Annotated in this window: 25 protein-coding genes; 4 read left to right on the top strand and 21 right to left on the bottom strand. The window is 49.1% G+C overall.

Annotated features, from left to right (window positions below; all coding sequences use genetic code 11):
• Positions 1-33: 33 nt before the first annotated feature.
• The 8 genes from NST07_RS05030 to NST07_RS04995 form a co-directional block, all read right to left on the bottom strand.
• Positions 34-738, bottom strand: coding sequence for a pirin family protein (locus NST07_RS05030; RefSeq protein ID WP_342481166.1), 705 nt, complete (start codon positions 736-738; stop codon positions 34-36).
• A 164-nt stretch (positions 739-902) separates the two neighbouring features.
• Entirely contained in the window at positions 903-1,550 is a 648-nt protein-coding gene (locus NST07_RS05025; protein ID WP_342481165.1) for a nitroreductase family protein, read from the bottom strand.
• A gap of 153 nt (positions 1,551-1,703) precedes the next feature.
• Entirely contained in the window at positions 1,704-2,141 is a 438-nt protein-coding gene (locus NST07_RS05020; RefSeq protein WP_038586441.1) for an Rrf2 family transcriptional regulator, read from the bottom strand.
• 153 nt (positions 2,142-2,294) lie between these two features.
• Positions 2,295-2,867 carry a hypothetical protein gene (locus tag NST07_RS05015; protein ID WP_341090027.1) on the bottom strand — a complete coding sequence of 191 codons (573 nt, stop codon included), beginning with the start codon at positions 2,865-2,867 and terminating at the stop codon, positions 2,295-2,297.
• Positions 2,868-3,090: 223 nt separating this feature from the next.
• Positions 3,091-4,023, bottom strand: coding sequence for a manganese-dependent inorganic pyrophosphatase (locus NST07_RS05010; RefSeq protein WP_341377419.1), 933 nt, complete (start codon positions 4,021-4,023; stop codon positions 3,091-3,093).
• A 144-nt stretch (positions 4,024-4,167) separates the two neighbouring features.
• Positions 4,168-5,283, bottom strand: coding sequence for a slipin family protein (locus tag NST07_RS05005; RefSeq protein WP_341377417.1), 1,116 nt, complete (start codon positions 5,281-5,283; stop codon positions 4,168-4,170).
• Between the two features lie 178 nt (positions 5,284-5,461).
• The gene (locus NST07_RS05000) at positions 5,462-5,584 is read right to left on the bottom strand and encodes a hypothetical protein (RefSeq protein ID WP_341377415.1); all 123 of its coding nucleotides are present in this window, start codon (positions 5,582-5,584) and stop codon (positions 5,462-5,464) included.
• 324 nt (positions 5,585-5,908) lie between these two features.
• Positions 5,909-6,715 carry an AAC(3) family N-acetyltransferase gene (locus NST07_RS04995; protein WP_342481164.1) on the bottom strand — a complete coding sequence of 269 codons (807 nt, stop codon included), beginning with the start codon at positions 6,713-6,715 and terminating at the stop codon, positions 5,909-5,911.
• Between the two features lie 199 nt (positions 6,716-6,914).
• On the opposite strand from NST07_RS04995, the gene NST07_RS04990 reads away from it, so the two are divergent.
• Positions 6,915-7,898 (top strand): ring-cleaving dioxygenase, encoded by a 984-nt coding sequence (locus NST07_RS04990; RefSeq protein WP_342481163.1) that lies wholly within the window; start codon positions 6,915-6,917, stop codon positions 7,896-7,898.
• A 108-nt stretch (positions 7,899-8,006) separates the two neighbouring features.
• Here the strand turns inward: NST07_RS04990 and NST07_RS04985 are convergent, their stop codons facing one another.
• Positions 8,007-8,720, bottom strand: a complete 714-nt coding sequence (locus NST07_RS04985) for a hypothetical protein (protein ID WP_341090021.1) — start codon at positions 8,718-8,720, stop codon at positions 8,007-8,009.
• Between the two features lie 99 nt (positions 8,721-8,819).
• Positions 8,820-9,503 (bottom strand): YjjG family noncanonical pyrimidine nucleotidase, encoded by a 684-nt coding sequence (locus NST07_RS04980; protein ID WP_341377412.1) that lies wholly within the window; start codon positions 9,501-9,503, stop codon positions 8,820-8,822.
• 96 nt (positions 9,504-9,599) lie between these two features.
• Between NST07_RS04980 and NST07_RS04975 the strand changes: the two genes are divergently transcribed.
• Positions 9,600-10,559, top strand: a complete 960-nt coding sequence (locus tag NST07_RS04975) for an MraY family glycosyltransferase (RefSeq protein ID WP_341097558.1) — start codon at positions 9,600-9,602, stop codon at positions 10,557-10,559.
• A gap of 144 nt (positions 10,560-10,703) precedes the next feature.
• Here NST07_RS04975 and NST07_RS04970 read toward each other — a convergent pair whose 3' ends face one another.
• The 10 genes from NST07_RS04970 to NST07_RS04925 all read right to left on the bottom strand — a co-directional run bounded on the left by NST07_RS04970 (position 10,704) and on the right by NST07_RS04925 (position 20,912).
• Entirely contained in the window at positions 10,704-11,939 is a 1,236-nt protein-coding gene (locus NST07_RS04970; protein WP_341090019.1) for an MFS transporter, read from the bottom strand.
• A 153-nt stretch (positions 11,940-12,092) separates the two neighbouring features.
• Positions 12,093-12,566, bottom strand: a complete 474-nt coding sequence (locus NST07_RS04965) for a MarR family transcriptional regulator (protein ID WP_341090018.1) — start codon at positions 12,564-12,566, stop codon at positions 12,093-12,095.
• Positions 12,567-13,216: 650 nt separating this feature from the next.
• Complete coding sequence (locus tag NST07_RS04960) at positions 13,217-13,735, bottom strand: mismatch-specific DNA-glycosylase (RefSeq protein ID WP_342481162.1); 519 nt, start codon at positions 13,733-13,735, stop codon at positions 13,217-13,219.
• 31 nt (positions 13,736-13,766) lie between these two features.
• Positions 13,767-14,333: an RNA 2'-phosphotransferase gene (locus NST07_RS04955; protein ID WP_342481161.1), complete on the bottom strand. Its 567-nt coding sequence runs from the start codon at positions 14,331-14,333 to the stop codon at positions 13,767-13,769.
• Between the two features lie 57 nt (positions 14,334-14,390).
• Complete coding sequence (locus tag NST07_RS04950) at positions 14,391-14,540, bottom strand: hypothetical protein (protein WP_342481160.1); 150 nt, start codon at positions 14,538-14,540, stop codon at positions 14,391-14,393.
• A gap of 15 nt (positions 14,541-14,555) precedes the next feature.
• Complete coding sequence (locus NST07_RS04945) at positions 14,556-15,383, bottom strand: nucleotidyltransferase domain-containing protein (RefSeq protein ID WP_342481159.1); 828 nt, start codon at positions 15,381-15,383, stop codon at positions 14,556-14,558.
• Positions 15,384-15,712: 329 nt separating this feature from the next.
• Positions 15,713-17,803 carry a DUF6449 domain-containing protein gene (locus tag NST07_RS04940; protein ID WP_341090013.1) on the bottom strand — a complete coding sequence of 697 codons (2,091 nt, stop codon included), beginning with the start codon at positions 17,801-17,803 and terminating at the stop codon, positions 15,713-15,715.
• Positions 17,757-18,659 carry an ABC transporter ATP-binding protein gene (locus NST07_RS04935; RefSeq protein WP_341090012.1) on the bottom strand — a complete coding sequence of 301 codons (903 nt, stop codon included), beginning with the start codon at positions 18,657-18,659 and terminating at the stop codon, positions 17,757-17,759. Before NST07_RS04935 ends, NST07_RS04940 begins: the two co-directional genes overlap by 47 nt.
• The gene (locus NST07_RS04930) at positions 18,652-19,038 is read right to left on the bottom strand and encodes a GntR family transcriptional regulator (protein WP_341090011.1); all 387 of its coding nucleotides are present in this window, start codon (positions 19,036-19,038) and stop codon (positions 18,652-18,654) included. Before NST07_RS04930 ends, NST07_RS04935 begins: the two co-directional genes overlap by 8 nt.
• A gap of 197 nt (positions 19,039-19,235) precedes the next feature.
• Positions 19,236-20,912 carry an MFS transporter gene (locus NST07_RS04925; protein WP_341090010.1) on the bottom strand — a complete coding sequence of 559 codons (1,677 nt, stop codon included), beginning with the start codon at positions 20,910-20,912 and terminating at the stop codon, positions 19,236-19,238.
• Between the two features lie 152 nt (positions 20,913-21,064).
• On the opposite strand from NST07_RS04925, the gene NST07_RS04920 reads away from it, so the two are divergent.
• On the top strand, positions 21,065-21,682 hold the full coding sequence (locus NST07_RS04920; protein ID WP_341090009.1) for a TetR/AcrR family transcriptional regulator: 618 nt from the start codon (positions 21,065-21,067) through the stop codon (positions 21,680-21,682).
• Positions 21,683-21,803: 121 nt separating this feature from the next.
• Here NST07_RS04920 and NST07_RS04915 read toward each other — a convergent pair whose 3' ends face one another.
• Positions 21,804-22,934, bottom strand: a complete 1,131-nt coding sequence (locus tag NST07_RS04915) for a polysaccharide deacetylase family protein (protein WP_341380323.1) — start codon at positions 22,932-22,934, stop codon at positions 21,804-21,806.
• Positions 22,935-23,439: 505 nt separating this feature from the next.
• On the opposite strand from NST07_RS04915, the gene qoxA reads away from it, so the two are divergent.
• The gene (qoxA, locus tag NST07_RS04910) at positions 23,440-24,456 is read left to right on the top strand and encodes a cytochrome aa3 quinol oxidase subunit II (RefSeq protein ID WP_341090007.1); all 1,017 of its coding nucleotides are present in this window, start codon (positions 23,440-23,442) and stop codon (positions 24,454-24,456) included.
• The last annotated feature ends 32 nt before the right edge of the window (positions 24,457-24,488 follow it).

Below are 24,488 nucleotides of genomic sequence, written 5' to 3'. Positions count from 1 at the left end.
GATATTAGTCAAAGAAATATCAGATTGACTCTGCTACTCCCAGTATTGGTCGGGCCGGTACTCAATCTCGGACTGGACCGCTATCGTTAGACATCCTGAAGACGCGTTGTAATCTACCGCATTATCGCCTACATAATACCAATGTTTGATAACCGGCCCCTCCGCAGGCTCCTCGAAACGGAACACATTGAGCTCGGACTTCAGCTCCACCACTGCTGCCCCTTTATCGGAAGCTACCCCGCAGATCGTAATTACCGTCAATGTGCCTTGCGGATCAAACGTATAGGTCGGACCGTCCACAGGCAGCAGTTTTCCTTCAAGCTTCGCCGGATCATATCGGCCGGTGCTGTAAGAAGGTGCCGTTCCGCGGGTACGCGGCATGAACCAGAGCTGCAGCAGCCGTACCGGCTCACTGTCCGAGGGATTATGCTCCGTATGAATAGCGCCGGTTCCAGCCGACATGCGCTGAATGCCGCCGAAGGTTGTTTCTGCTACATTACCCAAATTATCTTCATGGCGCAGCCTGCCGGACAGCACGATGGAGACGATCTCCATGTCGCTGTGCGGATGGGCGCCGAAGCCCCTGCCCGGTGCGATGGTATCATCGTTGCAGACGCGCATCGGACCAAACGAGATATTACCGGGATCATAGAAATCACCGAACGAGAAGCTGTGGCTGCCCTGCAGCCAGCCGTGATCAAAACGGTGGGCGGATTGTGCCGGATAAACTTGAATCATATGATCCCCTCCTGAAAGTTTTGTGAGCATTCCTTCAAAGCTCTTCGAACAAAACTGACTTCGAAAGCATCTGCTAACAATATTTTAGCAGAAAGCACCGCAAAACAAAAAAACCGGCCAGCTTACGCTGACCAGCCCCTGCTTCCCTTGACAGGTGAAGCTATTTAACCCAGAAATCCGTTCCAATGGGTAACCTGCTCCAGCGGCAATCTGACGGTTGGCCGTCCTTCTACCGCTGCCTTGCCTAGAGCAATCAGCATCACTGTTATATAACGCTCAGGGATCTGGAACAGCTCTCTGAAGCCATCGGGGTTGAAGCCGCCCATAGGAACAGTGTCATAACCTTTCGCTTTGGCTGCAAGCATAAGCTGCATGGATACCAGTCCGCCGTCAACACGAGCGATGTTGTTCAGCACCTCAACCGGCATGCTGGAATATCCATCCCGGCTTCTCTTCGCCATGGCAGCTCCCACTTCCGGAGTCACATATCCGGCAGCCTCCGCGTACTCATAAATAGTCTCTGCATTGCGGTATGCCTCGGAATCACCAAGCACGGCGATAATGGCAGAAGCTTCTACCGTCTGCTGCTGGTTGTTGGCGATAGGCAGCAGCTGTGCCTTCAGCTCCTGATCCGTAATGACGATGAACCGCCATGGCTGCAGATTGGAGGAGGATGGTGCCAGAACCGCCTCTCCTAGAATCTCCTTGATCTCCTCCTCGGAAATCTTCCAGGATGGATCATATTTGCGCACCGAATGCCGTTCGCGGATCACCTTGTTAAATTCCACTTCCGTTTTCAATTCCGTTGACATCACACTACTCCTCCTCTTCCTAATCCGGTTTATATTCTGTGTTTATTAACACACAGTTAAAAACAAAAAAATATACTCTCCCTGCGGCAACTCATCATGACGTGTTTAACTGTATTTTAATATGCACAGTATAATTCAAATAAATGAATCCTGTCAACAACCTGCTTTGCGTACCATATCGGCAAGCGTGTACTGCTCCAGCACGCCAAGCACACTGCGATCCATTTCCTCCAAAACATCTCCGCAGGCCGCCTTCATCTGCTCTCCGAAAGCATTGATGCACATCGTATCTTTTACCGCTTTATTGCGGGATTCCCCCACTTCCAGCGCCAGGTATATTTCCGCGAGCGTCAGCTCCTCCGGGGCACGGTTCAGCAAATATCCGCCATCCCTGCCTTCCCGGGTCACCAGGATATGCTCTCTGGTCAGCTTCGCCATCGTGCGTCTCAACAGCGTTGCCTCCGACGAGAGAAGCTCGGCGATCTCACAGCTTGAACAGGTGTCGCCCTTTTTCGCCAGGATCACAAGCGCCTGCAATACCAGTCCAAACGATTTATATTGAAGAGCTCCGCTGTTTCGTGTTTTTGTCATTATTCCCGCTCCTTTCGGTACATTCATGTAAGCTTAGTATAGAGCCCATCCCCAATTTTGGCAAAGAGAAAGCCCTGCCGGCATCGCAATACGATCTCGGGAGAGCTTGGCCGTTCGCGGAACTGCAAATTTCTTGATATCCGTATATTCCGTTTAGATTGTAGAGATTTGGATTTCAGAAACAACCGCCCATTCCTTGGAAGTAGTATCCTTCAGATACACCTGGATCTTATAATTTCCCTTTTCACTAAAGGTGCTGGAGAACTCAGCGGATTTGAACCAGAAGCTGTCCTTCTTGTCCTTGACCGGCGCGGCATCAATATTTTCTGTTTTGCCCTCCGGATCGCTGATGATTATTTTCAAATCGGATATCTCCGTCTTCAGGCTGTCCACCTGCACCAGAACCGAAAATTTATTGCTGACACCGCTTCTGACCTTTCCAAAGATCTTCCCCTGATCATCAAGCAACGCTATGTTAACATTCGGCTTATAGACACGGATAGCCTTGGCGGATTCGTCCCAGAACATAAGCGCCTGCAGCCCCCCAATCAGCTGCTGGGCCGGCAGATAGGTCTCTCCATCAACTGATAATCCTGCTTGTTTTTGCAGCACATTGTTCAAATAGACCGCTATATCCGGTTTGCCGGGCGCAGCATAAAGCATGGTTCCGCCTGAAATCATCGTTATACAAACGGCTGCCAAAACCTTCTTTTTTATCTTCCCCATTCTTGCTCCCCCTCTCTGTGACTATGCTGTTTATACCCTTCCGAGGGCAATTAGTTGCATAATATTAGAAAACAGTATAGCCGAACATTTGGTAGATCCAAACGGCGGCAGATGTGCATTGCCAAAAAAACCGGCTGCCCCCGTCCTGTTAAGGATGGCACAGCCGGTTTCTCTGAAATCATATGATTAGGAACAGGACAACGTCCAGTCTTCCATGCAATTGTTACAGCTTGGCAATCGTTTCAGTAAGCACTGGCACGATTTGCGATTTGCGGGAAACTACACCCTTCAGAATGGCTTTGTTATCATCCAGCTTTACATTATAAGCCTGCTCTACAGCACCTGCAACGCGGCCCAGAGCCAATCCTACGGAATCGTTGTTCAGGATATCTGTAACAACGAACAGAAACAGATCAAGTCCTTTGTCAGCAATGATCGTGTTCAGCGCAGCTTCCAGCTCTACCTGCTTGGAGAGTACATCGTTCACATCCACCGCATTTACCTGGGCAATTTCTACTTTGTATTCACCCATTTTGAATTCCTTGGCATCCAGGGAAATCAGCTGTGCAATGCTCTTGTCGCTGAGGTCTGCTCCAGCTTTAAGCATGGAAAGTCCGTAGCTGTCTGCATCCACACCGGCAATTTCAGCCAGCTCACGCGCTGCTGCCACATCTTCTCCGGTGCAGGTTGGCGATTTGAACAGCAAAGAATCGGAAATAATGGCGGACAACATCAGACCGGCGATTTCCTTCGGAATCGCTACTCCGTTTTCTTTGTACAGCTTGTTCAGGATTGTTGCTGTGCAGCCAACCGGCTCGGCACGGTAGTACAGCGGATGAGCCGTTTCAAAGTTGGCGATCCGGTGATGGTCGATAACCTCAACAACCCGCACCTGATCAATATCATTTGCGCTTTGCTGCCGTTCATTATGGTCAACCAGAATGACCTGTTTAACTTCGCCAGCCACATTCTCTACCAGACGCGGAGCTGCCACTCCAAATTGATCGAGCGCAAATTGCGTCTCGCCGCTTACTTCTCCCAGACGAACCGGCTCGGCATCCCAGCCCAGTTCTTTTTTCAGTGCCGCATAAGCAATTGCTGAACAAATCGTATCCGTATCCGGATTTTTGTGTCCAAAGATCAATGTTTTTTCCATTTCCAATCTCCTTACTTTGTTTTTTGTGAGAATAATATACCATACATTGATAGGGACTAGCCAGATTGTGCGGCAGAACTTAAGTTTGAGGCCACCATTTATCCGCCAGTCAGGGAAATAAAAATGCAGAATAAAAACGCCGTACTATTGCTTCCCGTCACCGTCATGGATCAGCAGCTGGCCGAGCCTTTCTGCCAGCGTACCTCCGCCGACCAAAGAAACATTGCCGATCCGCTCACTGATTTTCTCCAGAAACTCAAGCTCCTTCAGACGGTATAGCGTTTTGTTCTCGTCCATCAGCTTTGCCGTGTTCAGCAGACTGCGGGTGGAGGCTGTTTCTTCGCGCCGGGTGATCAGATTGGCCTGTGCCTTCTTCTCTGCCAGCAGCACGGTATTGAGAATATCCTTGATCTCTCCCGGTAGAATAATATCCTTCACTCCGGCGGAGTGGAACTGTACGCCATACCCTTCACTCTGCTCCTGCAGACGGGAGAGTACAAAAACCCCCACCTCCTGCTTCATCCGCAGCAGATCATCAAGCTTCAGGCTGCCGACGTATTCACGGAGCACCAGCTGCAGGCTGATATACATTTGTTCCTCCACCGATTTGATCGCCAGCGTCCGCTGCGGATTCACAATCGAATACTGGCAGACAAAGTTGAGCCTGAGGCTAACCTTATCCTCTGTCAGCATCTCCTGACCGGTCATATCCATTTGCTGCTGGCGCAGGTCAACGGTTTTTACCGCCACCTTCACCGGACCTCTCCAGAAATCATATTTGCCCGGAGGCAGCTCCCGCTGCAGCACATTATTGAAATAAAGAATGCCGATTTCATGTGCGGCTACCTCAAAGCTCTGAATCGCATATGGAAAACACGGCAGGATGGAGCGGTCAATCTCCGCCGGAATCTCCGGCTGGCGGCTATCGGCGCGGATGAACCGGTGCGTGCTGAGCTTCGTCCAGAAAGCATGCTGGCCAGGAGGAAGCAAGCTTCTGAACCTTTCGTCCTCATAATGCAGCACATATTCATAATCCGTTACATTCACAATCTCTAGGTCGCGCAGCAGCGCTACGTCCTGCATGAAAACTTTCAACGCTTTGCCGGGGACGCTGAACGGCTCGCTTAATTTCAACTTTTCGATTTTCTGATCCGTAAAGCCTGTCAACCAGTATGTACCGGGCTCTAAATATTTGTCGTAGCTGCCTTTCTTGAACAGTAGTCCGCGTTCATCGGCAGCAATCGTGATTTTATTTAACATTAGTTCCTCCCGAATCCGCCTTGATTCTCTGACTTGAGGCGGTTCATCTGATCGTCGACCCCGGCAAGGAGATTCTCCCGGCTGCGGCTGCGGAACCGGTCTTAAGGAGCGGGGAGAGGCAAGTTCTCGAAGGAAAGGTTCACGGCATAACATCTTGGCCCGCCTGCAGCCTGAAAAGTTATGCAATGCCTGACCCTCTATCCGTGCCCGTTCCCGGCTCCGGTATCCGCCGGCTGCATAGCAGCGCTTCCGGCGCCTGCCCGAAGGTCAGGCCGAGAATCTCCGGCAAAGGTCTACTCATGTGCAATGCTCAAATTTTACCAAAGTCGCTTAAAAGGCGATGGGGATTCGAACCCCGAAGGAGGATAAGTCCCGGATCTGCTCTGCAGTATACCCGGTCATACAATGGCGGGCACTGCGGGATCATCAGAAATCCCCGCTAAGCACGCAGATGGTAAATACCCAAATCTATTATAATTTGTAAGTACCTCATTAATAAAGCTAAATTCCTATAGGCTTGCGGGCATTCATCCAGAATCGTCTCCAGGGAACGGTGGTTGACGATGATCTCTTCCTCCGTGCCCACCTTCAGCGCCCCTTTACAGTGCACCAGCACCGGCAGTCATCAAGGTATCTGACGTTTGGTCTTCGGAAGCGCCTCTGGCACTGCTTCGCCGTTCAGCGGTTCGTTATCCGAGAAGAGATCGGGATTCACAGCCAGCATCCGGCTTAGGATTTCAGTCGTTTCTACTGTGCCGCAGATCATTGCCACGGCATCCCCAAAGCTGCCCTTGCGTAAAGCACCGCCCTCTTGAAGCACCTGCTCCACCTTCCAAAAATGCTGCGACCAGGACAGTCCGCAATGTCTGCGGGAAGGTACGGCGATTTCTTCGCCTTCGGGCGTAACCGTGTATAGCAGCTCGTGGTCATCGGTCATTCTGCCGGGAATATCCACCCATTCCTCGATGCCATGGATGAACGTATTCCGCCGTAAATCGACGCCAAGCAGCATAATGTCGGCTTTGCGGTCGAGCAGCTTACCATAGACTGAATCCCGTGAGCAAGGCGTATCCCGGCTTTCCTCTCCGGCAATGAACGCCTGCGCATCCTTGCCCAGGGCGGCCACGGAATGGGTCGGATGCCAGGAACGGATCACTCCCGGACGGCGGCGGAACAATTCCGGCAAAATCCCGACGCAGACAGGGGAGTTTAGTACATCAAATCGCGGATTAGTGGCATTAATATACGACCAGGTGTGTGTCGGCAGCACAAGCAGCCCGTCCTTCATATACTCACTGAGCACATCCAGTACCGTGTCCGCGCCTCCCTGCACCTCACCGATGCTTTTTAACGAAGAATGAACGAGGAGTGTCCCCGACGGGTTGATTTCAAGTGCCTTCAACTGTTCAAACAAGCCTGTTTTGGTGTGCATTTTGTTTCTCTCCTTCACGAAATTGTACGGATCATAAATCCTTTATTGCAAATTAGGTTATTAACTGATAAAATTATAGTTACTTAACAATATTCACAAAAGTTCAAATCTGTATACTCGCCGTTGTGTTCTATCCGATTTCCATATGAACCGAACGATTCCAATACATGCTTAGGTAACTAACAGGAGGTAATATACCATGAGTTTAACATTAAAAGGACTCCACCACGTATCCGCGATTACAAAGAACGCACCGGAAAATTTCAAATTTTATACCCAAGTGCTTGGTCTGCGCCTGATTAAAAAGACCGTAAACCAAGATGATATCTCCGTGTATCATTTGTTCTACGGGGATGAGCTGGGCAATCCGGGGACAGAATTGACTTTCTTCGAGCTTCCGAATGCTGGACGCAACCGGGACGGCAATAACAGCATCTCTGCCCTTTCACTGCGTGTGCCGGATGATAAGGCGCTTGATTATTGGAAACATCGCTTAACCGGGTTCAGCGTAGAGCATGATGAAATCACTGAGCGGGGCGGCCGCATGACATTGGCCTTCCGTGATCCTGAGGGACAGCGTTTCAATCTGGTCTCGGACGAGAACAACCAGGGCGTGCCCGGCGGCAAACCTTGGGATAAGAGTCCTGTTCCGGTAGAGTATGCCATTGTCGGTCTGGGCCCCGCACACTTAACCGTCGAAACAGCAGAACACACCGCCTTGGTGCTGGAAGATCTGCTTGGCTTCCGCCGCAAAGGCAGCTATCCTTCGCCCGCGGCCGGGCAGCCGGACATCATTGTATACGAAACCGGAGAAGGCGGTTCCGGCACAGAGGTGCATCTGGAGGAACGCAATGACCTTTCCCAGGAACATCTCGGACGGGGCGGTGTTCATCATGTGGCCTTCCGCGTGGATAACGAAGAGGAATTAAAGCAATGGATCGAGCGTATCCGCACAGTACAGCTGCCCAATTCCGGGTTCGTTGACCGCTTCTACTTCCGCTCCCTCTACTTCCGCGAGCCTAACGGCATATTGTTCGAGCTGGCTACGGACGGTCCGGGCTTTGCCACGGACGAACCGCTTGAGCACCTGGGTGAATCACTTGCCCTGCCGCCGTTTCTGGAAGCGAAGCGCGCACAGATTGAAGCCCATCTGAAGCCGCTTGATACCCGCCAGCAGTCTTAATCCGGCTGTCTCTTAGTTCTAGATACTGAAGCATGCCTCTTATATTAAAAAGCCGCATTCTCTGTGAATGCGGCTTTGTTCGTACTGCTGAATTCTGCAGCTGGATATTTAGATTTCCGACCAGGTAACGGTGAAAACGTTATAGCCGGGCTGTGCTGTCGAAGCTCGGCCCCAGATGGAGACCGGGCTGATTCCGCCCAGTTTGCCGGTAATCTTCACAGCTGTTGCAGTTACTGTCTCTGAGGCATTCTCCGACCGTTTAATCCGGGCATATTCACTATACACGAAACCCATCGTAGCCAAAGTCTCCTGGGTCATATAGGTAAAGGAGGCCTTCATGACTCCGCCCGAATCCGTATCCAAAGTTGGTGTAACCACGGCATCTGCCGGAATCGGGAAATCCTTCGGCAGATTAGCAGGCCGCTTCACACCTGCCGCCGGGGTGCTTGTACCGCTGCCGGAGTTTCCGGAACCCGCAGTACCTCCGGTGCTTCCAGAGCTTCCAGTGCTTCCTGACGCTGCTCCAGTTTCGGACCCGCTGCCAATTCTCACTTTGGCATTAACCGCATCATAGGCAACAGGCACATCCAGGGCATCTGAGATGGAGCGAATCGGCAAATATGTCGTCCCCTCATAGGTGATCGGAGCCAAGGTTTTGCCGTTGGCATCCTTCAGCCAGTAGGGAGTGCCATCTACGACAATACCGAGTCCATGGTTCAAGTAAGCCTTGATCTGCTGCAATTTACTTCCTGCGTATACGCCAGCAGAACCGGTTACGGCCATGCCGGCTACAATTGTGGCAATCAGCCATTTTTTATTCATAGCAATCCTCTCCCGTATATTGAATGATGTGGATTTGAATTCAGCGTCTTACTATAATTTAACACCGGGAGAGCATTTCAACCTGTTAAGCCTCCAACTTCAGGCGATAATTCTAAGAAGCTCGGACAGATCCCGGATTTCATATGTAGGCTTAATCCCCGCTTCATTGGCTTTCTCCAACGGATTGAACCAGCAGGTGTCGATCCCGTAATTCTTCCCGCCTTGAATATCCGATGTCAATGAATCGCCCACAATCAATACTTTGCTCTTATCCGTAATCCCAAGTTTGGCAAAAGCATAATCGAAAATCCCGGGCTCCGGCTTCTGCGAGCCTGCCTCCTCGGAAATAATAATCTGCTCAAACGTATTGCAGAGTGGCGAACCTTGAATTCTGGACAACTGCACATCTTTGATTCCATTCGTGATAATCGCAAGTCTGCAGCCGGTAAGCCCGCCGCACAGTTCCACCGCCCCCTGAATCAAATAGGTCCCCTCACCCAAAAAGCGCAAGTAGACTTCGCTGAAGGCCTCCGGACTGTATTCGAGTTTGTGGCGCGAAAACAACCGGTTGAACCGTTCCACCCTGAGCGCCGCCGAGGTAATCCGCCCCTGCTCCAGATCCTTCCACAGCGCCTGATTGATTTCGCGGTAGCTGACCGCATATTCCTCCGCCCCCGTCGGCAGCCCGAAATGGGCAAACACATTTAGAAAAGCCTGTCCTTCCGCCATTCCATAGTCAAACAGCGTATCATCGGCATCGAATAAAATAACCTCGTATTTCATAATTCCCCTCCAGTTTTATGTTTCGTCGACAAACGTTCTGCTTCTGCGATATAATTTAGACAGACCTGCTTAAAAAAATCAACGGTGGTGATTGTCATTTTATACGTTTTATCGTTTCTGGTGTCATTTTTCATCGTCTATTGGCTGATTCCTCCGCTTAGCAAACTGGCTTTCCGGCTTGATTTTGTGGACAAGCCCCGTCAGGATGTCGAACGCAAAATACATAGGGAGCCCATCCCTCTGACAGCCAGCTATGCCATATTTATCGGATTTTTCATTACATATCTGCTGTTTGCCCGTGACTTCTCACTGGAGACACTAGCCCTGTTCATCGGCGGTGTGCTGCTGTTGACTATAGGCACCATTGATGACTGGTACAAAACCAAGGGTAAGGATTTCCCGGCACTGCCCAAGTTTATCGTACAGATTGCAGCGGCGATCCTTGTTTTTCTCTCGGGTAATGCCTTTACCGGGTTCATTAATCCGTTCTCCGGTGATTACATCTCCCTGCCGGTTATTCTGCAGTTCGTGCTGACGATCATCTGGATCTTCGGCGTAACTACTGTCATTAACTTCTCTGACGGCATGGACGGATTAGCCGGGGGACTCACGGCCATTTCGGCAGTCACCCTGTTTATTGTCGCTGTGACCAAAGGGCAATCTACTTCCGCAATCATGGCTATTGCTCTTGTCGGAGTTACACTTGCCTATCTGCGCTACAACAAGGCACCAGCCAAAATCTTCATGGGTGACGCAGGCGCCACGTTCCTCGGCTTCATTCTGGCTGTGATCGCGCTGGACGGCGCGTTCAAGCAGGCAACAGTGCTGTCTTTGTTCATCCCGATATTAGCGCTTGGCGTGCCGATTTTCGATAATATCTTTGTCGTCATCAAACGCTTCATCCAAGGCAAATCGATCTATCAGGCCGACGCCACCCAGGTGCATTACCGCCTGCTCAAGGCCGGTCTTAACCAGAAGCAGGTTGTTGCCGTGCTTTATCTGGTCAGCGTGTGCCTGTCGCTGTCCTCGATCATCCTGTTGCTGATCGAGACTTAACAGACTGCGTATACTCAAACTGCCGGACTTGTATGAGCGCAGAAATAAGAAAAACACTCTTAACATGCAGGGTGTTTCAGACTGTAGACCCATAGGGTTTCAGAACTTGTCCCTGAGTTCTGAAACCCTATTATTATTTGGTTTTTACATATTTACCTGCGTTCTCTTATATAAAACTGGTATTGCCGCTGCTATAAGGATCATACCCATAAAAGCGGGTGCGGCAGACCCAAGTGATACATAGATTTGACCTCCTATGACAGGCCCAATCATTCTTGCTAAAGCCTGAATAGATTGGCTCCCCCCTTGAATCCTTCCTTGTTCACTAGAATCGACAGACTTGGAGAGCATCCCATTAAATGAAGGCCCAAAGATCGAATCACCAAAACCAAATATAAACATGCCAGCGATAAAAAGAGGATAGAATGAGAACAAAGCAGATAGCGCAATAAGACTGTAGCCTATAATCTCTGAAACCATTCCAAGAACTGCTATCTGTTTATCACTAAGTTTTGTCAAAAGCTTTGGCATTATGAAACCTTGTGAAATGATGTCTTGAGCGCCCATAATTGAAAACACAAGTCCGATTAGTGCAGGCTTCCAACTGAAAGTATCCACTGTAAATTGGGATAAAACTGCCTGTAAAGATCCGTTAGGTATCCAAAGTAAGAACGCCGAGACAAGTAGCCTTTTTAAGTTTTTCGTGGAAAGCAGGCTTGCAAGCTGTGTAAATGGATTCAGTCTTACAAAGGTAATCTCCTTTAGTCTATTATTCCTGCCAAGGCTCTCAGGCATAAAAAAGAATCCATAAACAACATTCAATAAAGTTATTATTGCTCCAAAATACATGGGTACAGCATAACCAAACTTGGCAAGTACTCCGCCTAGAGTTGGGCCAATAACGGTGCCTACACCTACAACCGCACTCACCCATCCAAAGTATTTGGTTCTCTGCTCTGGAGGAATGATGTCTGCAAAATATGCGAAGATCGTGCTTACACTCCCGCCTGTTATACCTTCTATTATGCGCCCGGCAAATAGTACCCATAGAGCTCCACCTATGCCAAAAATGAAGTAACCGATCGCGGAACCCAAAAGGCATACTAAGAGCAATGGACGACGGCCGTATTTGTCGCTCAAAACCCCAAGTACGGGAGCCGCAAAAAACACGCAGAGGGCATAAACAGAGGTCAGCAGCGTAACAACTATAGCTTGTTCTCCCGGATTGCTTGTATAAGGCTGCACTAAGAATGGGACGACAGGCATTATGATACTGAAGCCTATTCCGCAAAGAAACACAGAGATAAGACCGAATATTAAAGCGTGTTTATCTACGGCTTGTTCTGTGTTCTGTTCATTGTGTGATCTAAATATGGACATTTAAATTCTCTCCTCAAAAACCGTTATTTCGTTTCCTTGTCAACAAAATAATATCTCCGTTTTGTTTCCTTGTCAACAAATTAAATAGCAAAAAAGAGCAGCCCGTTCTCAATAGAACCCGGCTGCCTGTGGTTTCATTTTCATTATTCAAAGTTATTCCGGCTTAAAATCTATACCCAGTTTTTTTATTTCTGCATCCAAATGCCTACTATACTTTTCCACGAAGCTAAGCATACTGTCGAATTGCTCCTCGGTTACCTGCTCAAATACGGCTTTATCCCGCTCTTGAAACTCTTTGTGCAGGTCCTCATGGATTTTATAAATTACTTTCCCTTGCTCAGTAAGCCTAAAATAGATTTCTTTCTTGTTATCCTGCTTCTGGTAGCTTTCGATAAGGCCCTTTTTTATGAGCTTCTTAGTCATTTTACTTATGGCACCGCGAGTCATATAAAAGGACTCCGCAAGTTTAGTCACGTTGGAATCCACATTTTTTTCAATGTATTCGATGCAATGTACTTCAGAAGACTTATAACCTTTAAGACTGTCTTCCATCTTATCCTTATTGAGCCAAACCATCTTGTTATATACGTCCCTGAAGCCCATTATGACCTGTTCTTCTTTGTTCATGGCCTGTCCTCCCCCCCGCTCAGTGCATTAACAATATAATATAGTATATTTTTGTTTCTATTTCAACATTGTCAAAATATAATTGATTAAATAACCAATACACGAATGGAGGGAATATAGTGTGATTTAAAACAGATTCACAATAAATTTGACAAAGCAAATAGGGTTTTGAAACAGAAATAATTCGTTTCAAACCCCTTTTTGTCTACAATTGAGACACCCATAACCTACAGGGTGTTTTTTTATTCACTGAGTCCCCCCCGTGGTGGCGGGCCAGTTGGTATTGGTAACTGCGGCTGCTTTCCGGGTTGGTGCTGACTGCTGCAACTGGGGTTCAGCTTAGAATCCGGGCTCATAATTGTACTTCGTACAACTAAATAGGCAGAAATCAGCTCTCGTCACGGTTTAGTTGTACTTCCTGCAACTATAATCGCAAGTTTGTCAATTACGGGCAAATATTCTCTGTTATAAATGCACGGAATACAACTAACTCTCGGCATATGCCAAAATCCCCTTATTTAGCTGTATAGAATGCAGTTATCCTAGAACTCCTACTTTTTGGGGTGTACTCCGCCTATCATCCTTCCTACGTCCACCCTCCGCTTCTCCATCCATCCTCAATCCCCGTGTCCTATCAAACAAACTCTAAGTCAGTCATCCTTATGGGTGAAATCATATAGTCTCCGGTAAATAGCCACAATCTCCGGCATCGGCATCCGGACGAGTCCGCTCGACGACGGGGCGACGAACTCGCGCACGCCATCCACTACCGGTTCTATATGCTCCTGAAATCCCCAATCTGCTTTTGGTTTACGGCTGAATTCAGTGTAGACGCCCTTGCCTACAAAGCAGGCTACCTCCGGCCGGTAGAGCGTCAGCTTGGCACGAAGCAATTCCCGCCCCTCGGCATACTCCTCGCGGGTAATATCCTCGGCCCCGCGGGTCGGACGGGCTACAATATTGGTAAAGCCGTAGCCGAGCTTCAGCAGTTCACCGTCCTCCGAGGCATCATAAAGGCGCGGAGTCAGCCCTGACTTCTCAAGAATCCGCCAGAAATTATTGCGCGGATTCGCATAATGATGCCCCAGCTCGCCCGAGCGTAGACTTGGATTGAATCCAATGAAGACGATCTGCAATCCGTGATCCAGGTGATCCGGCACCTCTTCCATATCACATTCCTCCTGTTGTGGAGATTTGGTGCTACTGTTCTTCCGGGGCACTTAATGGCGTTATGCAGGCAGCCGGAACCGGCTCAGCCAGCCATACCTCATTTCCGGCATAATAGAAGGTTACACCAGACTCTACAGCCTTAACCGTATCCACGGCGAGCAAAACAAGCTTGCCCCTGCGGCTTCCGGCCAGGGTAGCGAAATGGAGCCCCTCCGATAAATGCACGTATTGCCTGCCCATCGGCTGCAGCCCCTCTTTTACAATCGCCGGCAGCGCATTCTGGTGAGTGCCATGATAGAGCACGGACGGCGGTGTTCCCGGTTCATAGGCAACTTTGGTGTGGCTGTGTCCGTATCTTGCTTTAATCCGGTCCCCCTCAATGGCGAACCGCTGCTTCTCACTGTTCGTGACCGTTTGGCGGATATCTTCTTCTGTAATATGAGACCACTTTGGGATTGCATTTATCACTGCGAGCAGTTCCTCCAGCAGACAGGAACCGTCCTCCGGATCAAGAAATAGTCCATACTGCTGCGGCGTGTGCCGAAGCAGCTTGGTCATAAATTTGCTGAGCGAAACTTCAACGGTATGGTTTAACATAAGTTGCACCTCTTAAAACCACTTTCGTAGAATTAATTTCGTATTTGGATTCCATCCCTATAGCTTACAACCGCGGATCCACCGGCTCAGATTCCAGTGCCAAAGCAGCAAGCACGCATTCATGAATCCGCTCCAGCGGCTCTTTTTGGCGAGCAGATGAGAGAGCATTCCTGCTCCTGTCCCTGTCGCCTTGATGATTAAATGCATAAGGTTGATCTCTCCTTAGGATTCGCTTTGATTTCCCCCGCCTGAAGTCCAGCGGCTGTCTTCTCCCCATACTTCCAGCAGCGCGGCCCGGAACAGTTCATCCAGAGCAGCATCCGCTACACCGCCCATGCTTCGAAATTGCGAAGCCGCAAGCTCGAAATGCGCGATCTGCTGCTCCAGATAAACGTTAATGACTTCCAGACGCGGCTCCAGGTCAAGCTCCTCGCCGGACATTTTACGGTGTAGAAGCTCCAGTACAGCCTCTCTAAGCTCGGTTCCTTCAGGAATCAGATCCAGGGCCAGCACATTGAAATCCAGTGGCGGTACCTCCTGGTATTTCTCGATCCAGGCACACGCGAGCAGCGGACGGAGAACGTAGAAATATTTCTTAATCTTGACCTCGCTGCCTTGCAGATAGGTACGGTAATTCCCCCGGGCCATGTTCAGATAATGATAGATACAGGATTTGGGCGAGAAGCTGAGCGGTGATAGCTTGCGGATATTGTCCGCCACCGTGTAATTTTGCTCATACCGGATGGGGGATTGCAGCCATTCCAGCAGCGGCGGATTGGATTTGCGGAAGAGAGTCAATCCTTTCTTCAGATCCCAGCCGTTAATATCGAGCAACTCGCTGATCGGCCGTTCAATCACATCCCGCTGCTCAAAAATCGAGAGATACGCCTCGGGGCGGCGCAAATACAGAAAGCGGACATCATAATCACTGTCCTTGGACGGAAACCCCCAAGCGCGGCTGCCCGACTCACAGGCATACAGAATGCGTACATTCTCCTCCGCCTCAATGCCACGCAGCTGGCGGAGGATCGATTGATGAATTTCAGACATGCTTCATTCTCCTTTCGGACTTTGCCGAAATACAAAAAAGCCATGGACTCCATTCGTCCATGGCCTGGCACTATCATATAGCAGAACCACAGTTAGAGTATCCCCGGCAACCGCCTTACAGGCTGCTGACCGGAAATAACTAAACGCTGCTAAAGCTGAACAGTAACCCAAGGCGGACAGATGAATGGAAGATAGATAATAGCATAATGCGAGTGTAGATTATTCCCTTGTTCAATCATCTGTCCAGACCTCCTGCCGTTCTTGTATTTTCCAAAAGCATAATCCACTCATCCAGTTTCTGTCAACCCGCTGAAGCTAAAACCAGAATCTTAAGGAAGCAGTGATTTTATAGCGGGCGTAAGGTCTTGTTTCCTCAGCGATATATAAGTTACTTCTCCGTACTTATACTTCATCTTCACTACATATTCACCGGTTCTTCCGCTATAATAGCGCTCTTTTCCCAGAATATCGCCGATAATCTTCTTATCCTTGGTGACCGCCGCAAGACCTTCGCTGCGCGCCAGATCAAAATGCCGCTGGACAGTATTCCTGCTTGCCGCGCCAAGCTTGTCAGTATACACATCATTCCTGCTTGCCGCGTCAAGCTTGTCAGTATACACATCCTTTATAATTTCGGCGGATTCCACATCCCGTGCCTGGGTACGAATTTTATCCGCGTATCCCTTTTCGGCCAGCCAGCCTTCAAGCTCGTGATAGGAGGTTTTCCACTCATAGCGATAATAGAGCTGGTACCCCACTTCATCCGGCTTGCCTATTGCTTGAATAGAAGCCTTTGAAATCCTATTGTCCATCTGATCTTCATAGGACATGTTCAATATCTCCCGTTTCAGAATTTCCTTGAATTCTTTAACCTCTTGGGGATCGGAGATCGAAATCGCTTTATTTTTGTTTTTGTTGCTGATTCTCAGACTATCCACATTATCGTTCAGCCGGGAGAGCATATATTCGTTGCGCTTGAACTCCTTGTTCTCCATGATCGCCTTCAGCTCCGGTTCGAAGCCGGCTGATGGTATCCAGTAAGACCGCAGCATCTGCCGCCCATTCTTCAACTGGTAAGCAATGCTGAACTGCCTGCTGCCGATAGAACTGCCCATAGAGCGTTCCTCCTCTCCAGGACGCACAGTGACAAGTGCCTGATGCAGCTTGCGCACAGCCTCAATATAGCTTTTGTCTTCATTGAAGACTTCCTTCTCTTCATAGGGACGGTTCTGAACTCCCATCGGGCCTTGCTCTGGTTCGGTTAACGTCCAGAAATTGCTTCCGGTATACACTGCTGTGACCTTGTCCGCTGCCGGCACCCTGCTCTCATAGCCGGTAATTCCAGTGACCGGAACATAGAGCAGGAGTCCCAGCAGTATGGCATAGGCAGCGAACTCGGCGAATACCCTGCGGGTCATGATCTGCCACGTCTTGCGAATAATCATTTCAGCTACAATATAGCCAATGAGTGCTCCGGCAATACAGCCGCCAATAAGCCAGCCTGTCTGCTGCGGCTTCACATTGCCGAAATAAGACACGGAAACCAGCATGGCACAGAACATTACCCCGGCTTTGAACAATGGATTGAAATAGGTAAAAGCAATTGCCTGCCCAGCCTTTTCGCTATGCCGTTTGCGGTAAAGCACAAAAGACAGCATAATTACTAAGAGAGTGATCACGAAATATATCCATTTCTCTCCTGTACTGAATTGATCGTATTCATTTTCGAGTTTCACAATCTGCAGAACCGGCGACCAATTGACCATTCTATACTCCTCATTATAACCGCCTGAATACCCGTACAAATACCTATTAAGATGCATGCTGGTCAGCATTAACAGCGCGGACGGAAGAACAAGCAGGATATAAACAACAACCCCCTGGAGAACAGTTTGGCCTGTACATATTCCGACGAAGGCAGTGAAAACGAACAGGAACAAGGTGAGGATGGTAACCGTCAGGCACCACTCCCAGACGTCCGCTCCTTGGTAAATGTACATATTGCCGTCCAGCGGTGCCACGATTGCGGCAACTGCGGCAGTCAGCCAGACCGGAAGAAGCAGAAGAATCAGGCCGCTACATGTATGGGCAGCAAGTAAATGCTCCCGGCGCAGCGGCAGGCTGTGCCACAGATCCGATGAAGGCTTGGCCTGCAGAAAGCGGAAGAGGAATAGGCCTGCTACCACTGGAAGCGTAGCGATAAAGACCACTTGCATATCACCACCGATACGGAACAAACCCTCGACTTTCTCAGGCTCCGCATTCGGATTGCCGTTCAAGAACATCTGGACTGGAAGAAAGAACATGAGACCTAGCATGTAGATAATCCCAATCCAGCCATGCTGGCGCAAGTTTTGGCGGATCACACTGCTGTTAAAGAAGAATCGGCTGCGCGTCATAACCGGCATCCCCCATTTCATATATAAAGATTTCCTCAAGTGTCAGCGGCAATAGGTCGAGTACATACGGATCGTACACCCGAAAAGCCTGCCCGATCCGCTCGCGGTCCCCTTTTACAATATAGAGATTAACGCTGCCACGCTGTTCCTGATGAAGAATCTGCAGCTTGGCTGTCAGTACCGATGCATGCCGTTCATCCCGGAACGCCACCTGCACTTTATGCGTGTCCGCTTTGAGATCGTCCAGATCCTTCTCCACCAGCATTTTGCCGCCGTGCATAATGCCGACATGATCGCATAGATCCTCAATTTCCCGCAGGTTATGCGAGGAGATGATGACGGTCATCCCCCGTTCGGCCACCTCCTGGAACAGCAGATTCTTGATCTGCCGCCGCATGACCGGGTCAAGCCCGTCAATCGGCTCATCCATGATAAGCACATCCGGCGAGCAGCTTAGAGCGAGCCAGAAGGACGCCTGGCGCTGCATACCCTTGGAGAACCGGCTGAGCTTGCGGCCTGTATCGAGCCGGAACATTTTCCCAAGCTCCTGAAAGTGTGCCTCATTCCACCCCGGATAAATAGAGCGGTAAAAGGCGGCCATGCTCTTGATTGATGCCTGCGGGAAGAAATAAGGACTGTCCGGCATGAAAATGATCCTTTGCTTCACCCCGGGGTTTTCAAAGACCGGCTTCCCTTCAAACTTAACCGTGCCCTCTTCCGGCCGGTAAATACCGGCGAGCGTCTTCAGCAGTGTTGTTTTACCCGCACCGTTCGATCCGAGCAGTCCGTAAATGGCTCCTTTATGTACAGTCAGCGAAATGCCGTCAACTGCTTTTTCTCCCTGAAAAATTTTGCTGACGCCGCGAATTTCAATCATGTTTCTCCCCCTCTCTCTGATCCAGCACCTGGCGGTACAGCGCACCTATCTCGCTTTCGGTAAATCCAAGGTAGACGGCTGACGCCATCAGGCGCAGCAGCTCATTCCGCACTTCCGCCCTCTTGCTTTCGTTCAGTCCCTGCTGAAGCGGAGCCACGAAACTCCCCTTGCCCTGTAAGGAATAAATGTAGCCTTCCCGCTCCAGCTCCCGGTAGGCTTTCTGAATCGTATTCGGATTTACGGTGAGCTGCGAGGATAAGATCCTCACCGAGGGAAGCTGTTCATCTGCCCGCAAAATACCATGCATAATCATTTCTTTGATCTTGCCGGTCAGCTGCTCGTAAATCGGCTTGCGGCTGCGGACATCCAATTCGAACATGACAGTTCTCCTTTCTGATGTTGTATCACAAACTGTGCCTAGGTGTATTAACTGTACTACTATTATTAGTACAGTTAGATATACATGTCAACCCTCCAAACAAATTAAATTAGGCCAACCACAAATTACCGGCTGACCTAATCTTATAAAGCCCCAAGGGTTTTTCTTCTATATATGCACGATATATACGGAGAACTCTATTGCTGCGGCAATGCAAGTTCCCCAGGAACCCCGGCCCCCTTCCGTTTCCGGCGTTTGTCGCTGAACAATGCGAATACAGCACCCGGAAGCATAATAAGGCTGGCTAAAACGTAAGTTCTGCTGTATGCCTGTTCAGCTGCATGTTTCATGTCTTCTCCTGCACGCGTCAGGACGAGCTCCATCTCCCGGGTTTGCCGGCTCCGGTCGGCGGCAAATGCCTGCTGATCCGAAGGGGCAAGCCGGGCAGCAGCAAGCTCCGCCTCCTTCAATACCTTCCCGGAGGTTTCAGCCGGTGAGCTTTCCCCATTGGCCAATGAACCCGCCGCATCCGCAATCACTGTTTTGAGAAAGGGCTGGAGCACAGCATCCTTCTCCACTGCTTTCACCGCGCGGACGGAAGCCGCATGCAGCCCGTCGCTGGTATTTTGCTGCAGCACAGTAACGATAATAGCTACCCCGATCACACCCCCCAGTGATTTTGCCATATTCGTAATCCCCGATGAGATTCCCACCTTTTCCTCTGGCACGTTGCGCACGGCTGAAGACATCACTGGTGCCATGGTGAAGCCGGTGCCGATACCGGCCACAACCAGACGGATCAATACTTCCGGAAGCGTTGAGTCTGCATGCAGTCCGCTTAATGAATACATCGCTCCGGCCATCATAATCATTCCAACCGCCCCAAACAGCTGGCTGCCGTATTTATTGGACAACGGCCCGGATAGGGCTGAGCTGACGATCGAGCCCACCGCAAGCATGGAAAGTACAAGCCCGGCCCGCAGTTCGGTCATCCCCATCATCCGGGTCAGGAAGAAAGAGGTCAGCAGAGAGATATTCATCAGCCCCGCACCAACAAACAGCATAGTTAACGTTGCACCGTTAAACGGGGGAATTCTCAGCAGCGACAACGGGAGCATCGGCTCCTTCCCTTTCCACTGTGTGAGGAAAAAGAAGACGAGAAACAGAACCCCTGCAGCCAGCAGTAGCAGCGTCATCCGGGAGTTCCAGCCATAATCCTGAACTTTAATCAGCGCATAGGTAATAAAAAACATCGCCCCGGTTATCCCCAATGTTCCGCCATAATCAATGGATCGGCCTGCGGTCTCATCTCTGGATTCCTGTATAAACAGACAAGTAAGCACCACGCTCAGCACCCCCAGCGGCACATTGACAAAAAAGATCCATTGCCAGTTCAGATTTTGCGTAATAATCCCGCCAAGTGCCGGCCCGCTCGCAGCCGCAACGCCTGAAACGGCCCCCCATATGCCGATGATCAAGCCGTGCATCTCCTTTGGAAAGGTTGTGGTTGTCAGCGGAATGGTAACCGGAACAATGATTGCCCCCGCAAGTCCCTGAAGGACCCTTAATCCAATGAGCATCCCAAGTGATGTAGCAAAGCCCGCGAGCAGCGAGGTCACAGTAAACAGCACCACACCGGCGATAAATATTTTCTTCCGTCCGAATTGGTCAGCCAGTCTTGAAGCCGTGAGAATGAATACGGCAAACGCCAGATTATAACCATTCATCACCCAAGAAATTTGCGATACGCTGCCGCCAAATTGCCTCGTCATTTCAGGCAAGGCAATATTAATAATCGTCGTATCCAGCAGCGCCATGAAGAAACCCAGAACAATTGCCGTAAAAGAAAAAGCCCTACGCATTCTGATGCTCAATTTCATCTCTCCTTATATGTGAACTTAAGTTCATGTTTGAATTATATGAACTATAGTTCATGTTTGTCAATAATAAATTGAACTTTTGTTCAACTTTTGTTGACAGTAAAATTTCGCTCCTCTACAATCGGTTATAAGGAGGGGCTTTAACCATGAGTGAAATGGAAGACAAGACAAGAACACCGCGGCAGGACCGCAGCATCAAGACCAAGGAAGCCATCGTTCAAGCCGCCATGAGGCTTTTCTCGGAGAAGGGCTACCATCAGACCAATACGAAGCAGATTGCTGCGGCAGCGGGCGTATCCACCGGCAGCTTCTATTCCTATTTCATAGATAAAAGGGCCGTATTTATTGATGTGCTCAAGGACTATAACGAAACCTTGCAGGCTCGGATTGATGCCTATATGTCAGAGATCAACTTCCATAATCCAGATAAACACGCGCTGCTCACCCATTTGGTAGACAGCCTACTGCTCTCTCACGAGGTTTACATCGGATTCAATAAGGAGCTCTCCATTATGTATCTTAGCGATGACGATATTACGCAACTGATGGATGCCCAGTATGAGGTCGGCCGCGTCAGAACACTTCAATATCTTCAAATTGGCAAGGATGAGCTTAAAATTAACGATCTGGAAGCTGCTGCAATCCTCGTGTTTGAATCGATCAACGCCATTGTGGACGTGATTGCATTTTCGCCGCACCGTATTTCGATCGAAAGGCTGAAATCGGAGCTTGTCAATATGCTCGTAGGGTATTTGTACAAATGACGGGGCTATGCTGTCGGTACGGACAACCAACTCGCAGCACAAAAAAAGCGGCTTAAGCAGAAAACAATCTGCTTAAGCCGCTTATTACACTCTTTCTACCTCTTGCCGTAAACGCGGACGATCAGCGCTTATCCTTCCAGAAATTCAGCGGCTCCATATCCTTCGTAATAATCTCAAAGGTATAGCCTTCCTTCTTCAGTGTTTCGAGTACGTCCGGCAGCACTTTCAGTGTAGCTTTCTGATCATGCATCAGGATAACAGGATTGCTGTTGGACTTTTGCAGTTTATGGACCTGTTCCATAACCGTATTATAGATCCTGGCGCTGTTCTCCTTGTATCTCCAGTCGTTTGAGTCCACATTCCAATCCCATAGATGGAACCCTTGGCTAAGCACTCTGTCCCTGTAGGATTTGGTGAAATAAGGTTTGCTTCCGTATGGCGGACGGATCAGCGTTGTGCTGGAGCCGGTGATCTTCTTCAGCACCGCATTATCAGCTGACATTTCGGCAAGTGCTGCACCCGGAGAAGCATAAAACTTCTCTTTGCGGTGAGTCATACCGTGGAGTGCGAGTCCGTGGCTTTCCTCTTCAATTCGTTTTACTGCCGATGGATACCGGTTCATATTGGGTCCAAGCATAAAAAAGGTCGCCTTTACCTCATTTTTACCCAGAATATCCAGCAGTTGCGAAGTCGTTGCCGATGGTCCGTCGTCAAAGGTAAGATACACTATCCTTCCTTGCTTGCCCGGGGTTGTCTCCGGAGCCGGCTTTGCGCTGACAATCGGCTTTAATTCGCTCTTGAATTGGCTTACGAACGCGACATCATCCAAAGCTGCCGATGTATCCCGCACTCTTAGTAAATATTTATCCGGCTCAAAGGTTATCATATACCCAAGATAAGTACTTATCCGCAACGGAACCATCAGCGATCCATTCTGCACAAAGCTACTTATTTGAACAATAGTATCATTCTGGAGTTTGGCACCTCCGTCATCTTTGAGCAGTAAAAGGGATTTGCCGCCTCCGGCGATCTGAACCCCGTCCTGAAGCATGGAAATGTTCCACTTCAGCTTCTGCGCCAAAGCGCGTACTGGAACATAATAGTTACCTTTTACAGAAACAGCTTCTATTTCCGTCAGTGTGTCGTTCACACCAAGACGTAATGAGGGATTCGTTCCGGCTGCGATTGCCGTATTCTGTAGAATACCGAAACATAAGAATAAAGACATGAATAACAGCATTGTTTTTTTCATTCGCACAAGCAGTAATCTCCTATCTATGTATATTTATCTATACTTTATCACACATAGATAGATTTGAATTTGAGAGATTGTAACCGCCCAAAGAATATCTTGTTACTTTTTCACAGTGACAAAAGACATATTCTTAATATTTATCAAAAAATCGCAACAATCGTCGAAACCTGTCGCGGCCGCAAAAAGCGGTTAAAATCAGAGTTTATTACACAAATTAATTGTGACGAAATTAGTAACATTTGTGAAAAAGTGAACAAAATTTGAACAACCTTAAAATTACCTTAAACCGCACCACTACAGTGATCTTTGTCATACCTTACGACATTTGTAACAATTCGATCACACATATTTAACTTGTTCGCCATTATTAAGGTCTTATGTGGCTTTATTGTAAAAATTTGTATTTTGCATTATGGGTAAGTAGTTCTTACTATAGATACAGGTTAATCTTTATTGGCTAATGAACGGCAATGAAAAGAAGTTTTGAAGGAAGGAGTTCTATATGAAAAAAAAGGGTCCGTTATACGCTTTGTTCCTCAGCCTAATCCTTCTTCTGCCGGGATGCAGTTCGCTCACCGTTCTGAATCCGAAGGGTCCGGCCGCACGCACTTTATCTGACACCATCATCCTGTCCATTCTGGTGATGATCGGGGTCCTGGCAGTTGTCTACATCTTATATATATTCGTACTGGTGAAATACCGGGCGAAAAAAAGCAACGAAGGTTACATTCCAGAACATGAGGAGGGCAACAAGGTTCTCGAAGCCATCTGGATTATTATCCCGATTATCATCGTAACCTTTTTGTCAGTGGTGACTGTAAAATCAACCCATGCGGTTGAAAATGTTGCAGAGGAATACAAGGACCAGAAACCATTGGTTATTTACGCCTCTTCTTCCAACTGGAAATGGCATTTCAGCTATCCTGAGGAGGGAATTGAAACCGTAAACTACGTCAATTTCCCGATTCACCGTGCAGTAGAGTTCAGACTGTACTCTTTCGGTACCATCACCAGCTTCTGGATTCCACAGCTTGCCGGACAGAAGTATGCGATGAGCGACATGCTTACAGAACTTAATCTCTCCGCTGACACTGCAGGTTCATTTATCGGCAAGAACTCGAACTTCAGCGGTAAAGGCTTCGCCCACATGGAATTCGAGGCGCTTGTGATGAGCGACAAGGAATATGCCGAATGGGTCAAAGAGGTTAAGGATACCGCGCCTAAGCTTACAGAGGATGAATTCAAAGGCCTGCTGGCTGCCGAACATCTTGGACGCAAAACCTATTCCTCCACCCACTTGGAGTTCAGCCCGCCGCCGGGAGACCATAGCGAGCATATGAGCGGGGATGGTACGGAAATGGATATGGATAACGGAAATATGGATCATCAGGATAACAAGGACATCCACCCTTCCCCTGAACCGTCCAGCCAGACCGAATTTGACAGCGAGCCCAACCCAGAGGTGAATGAGCCGCTTCCAAGCTCACCTGTAGAAGAACACACACACGAGGGCCACTAACTCGTTCACAGTTTAATGTAACAACCTGAAAG

The organism is Paenibacillus sp. FSL L8-0340 (genome assembly GCF_038593145.1).
Classification (GTDB): Bacteria; Bacillota; Bacilli; order Paenibacillales; family Paenibacillaceae; genus Paenibacillus_AQ.
The sequence above is the reverse complement of the archived record's forward strand: the minus strand, read 5'-3'. Positions and strand labels throughout refer to the sequence as shown.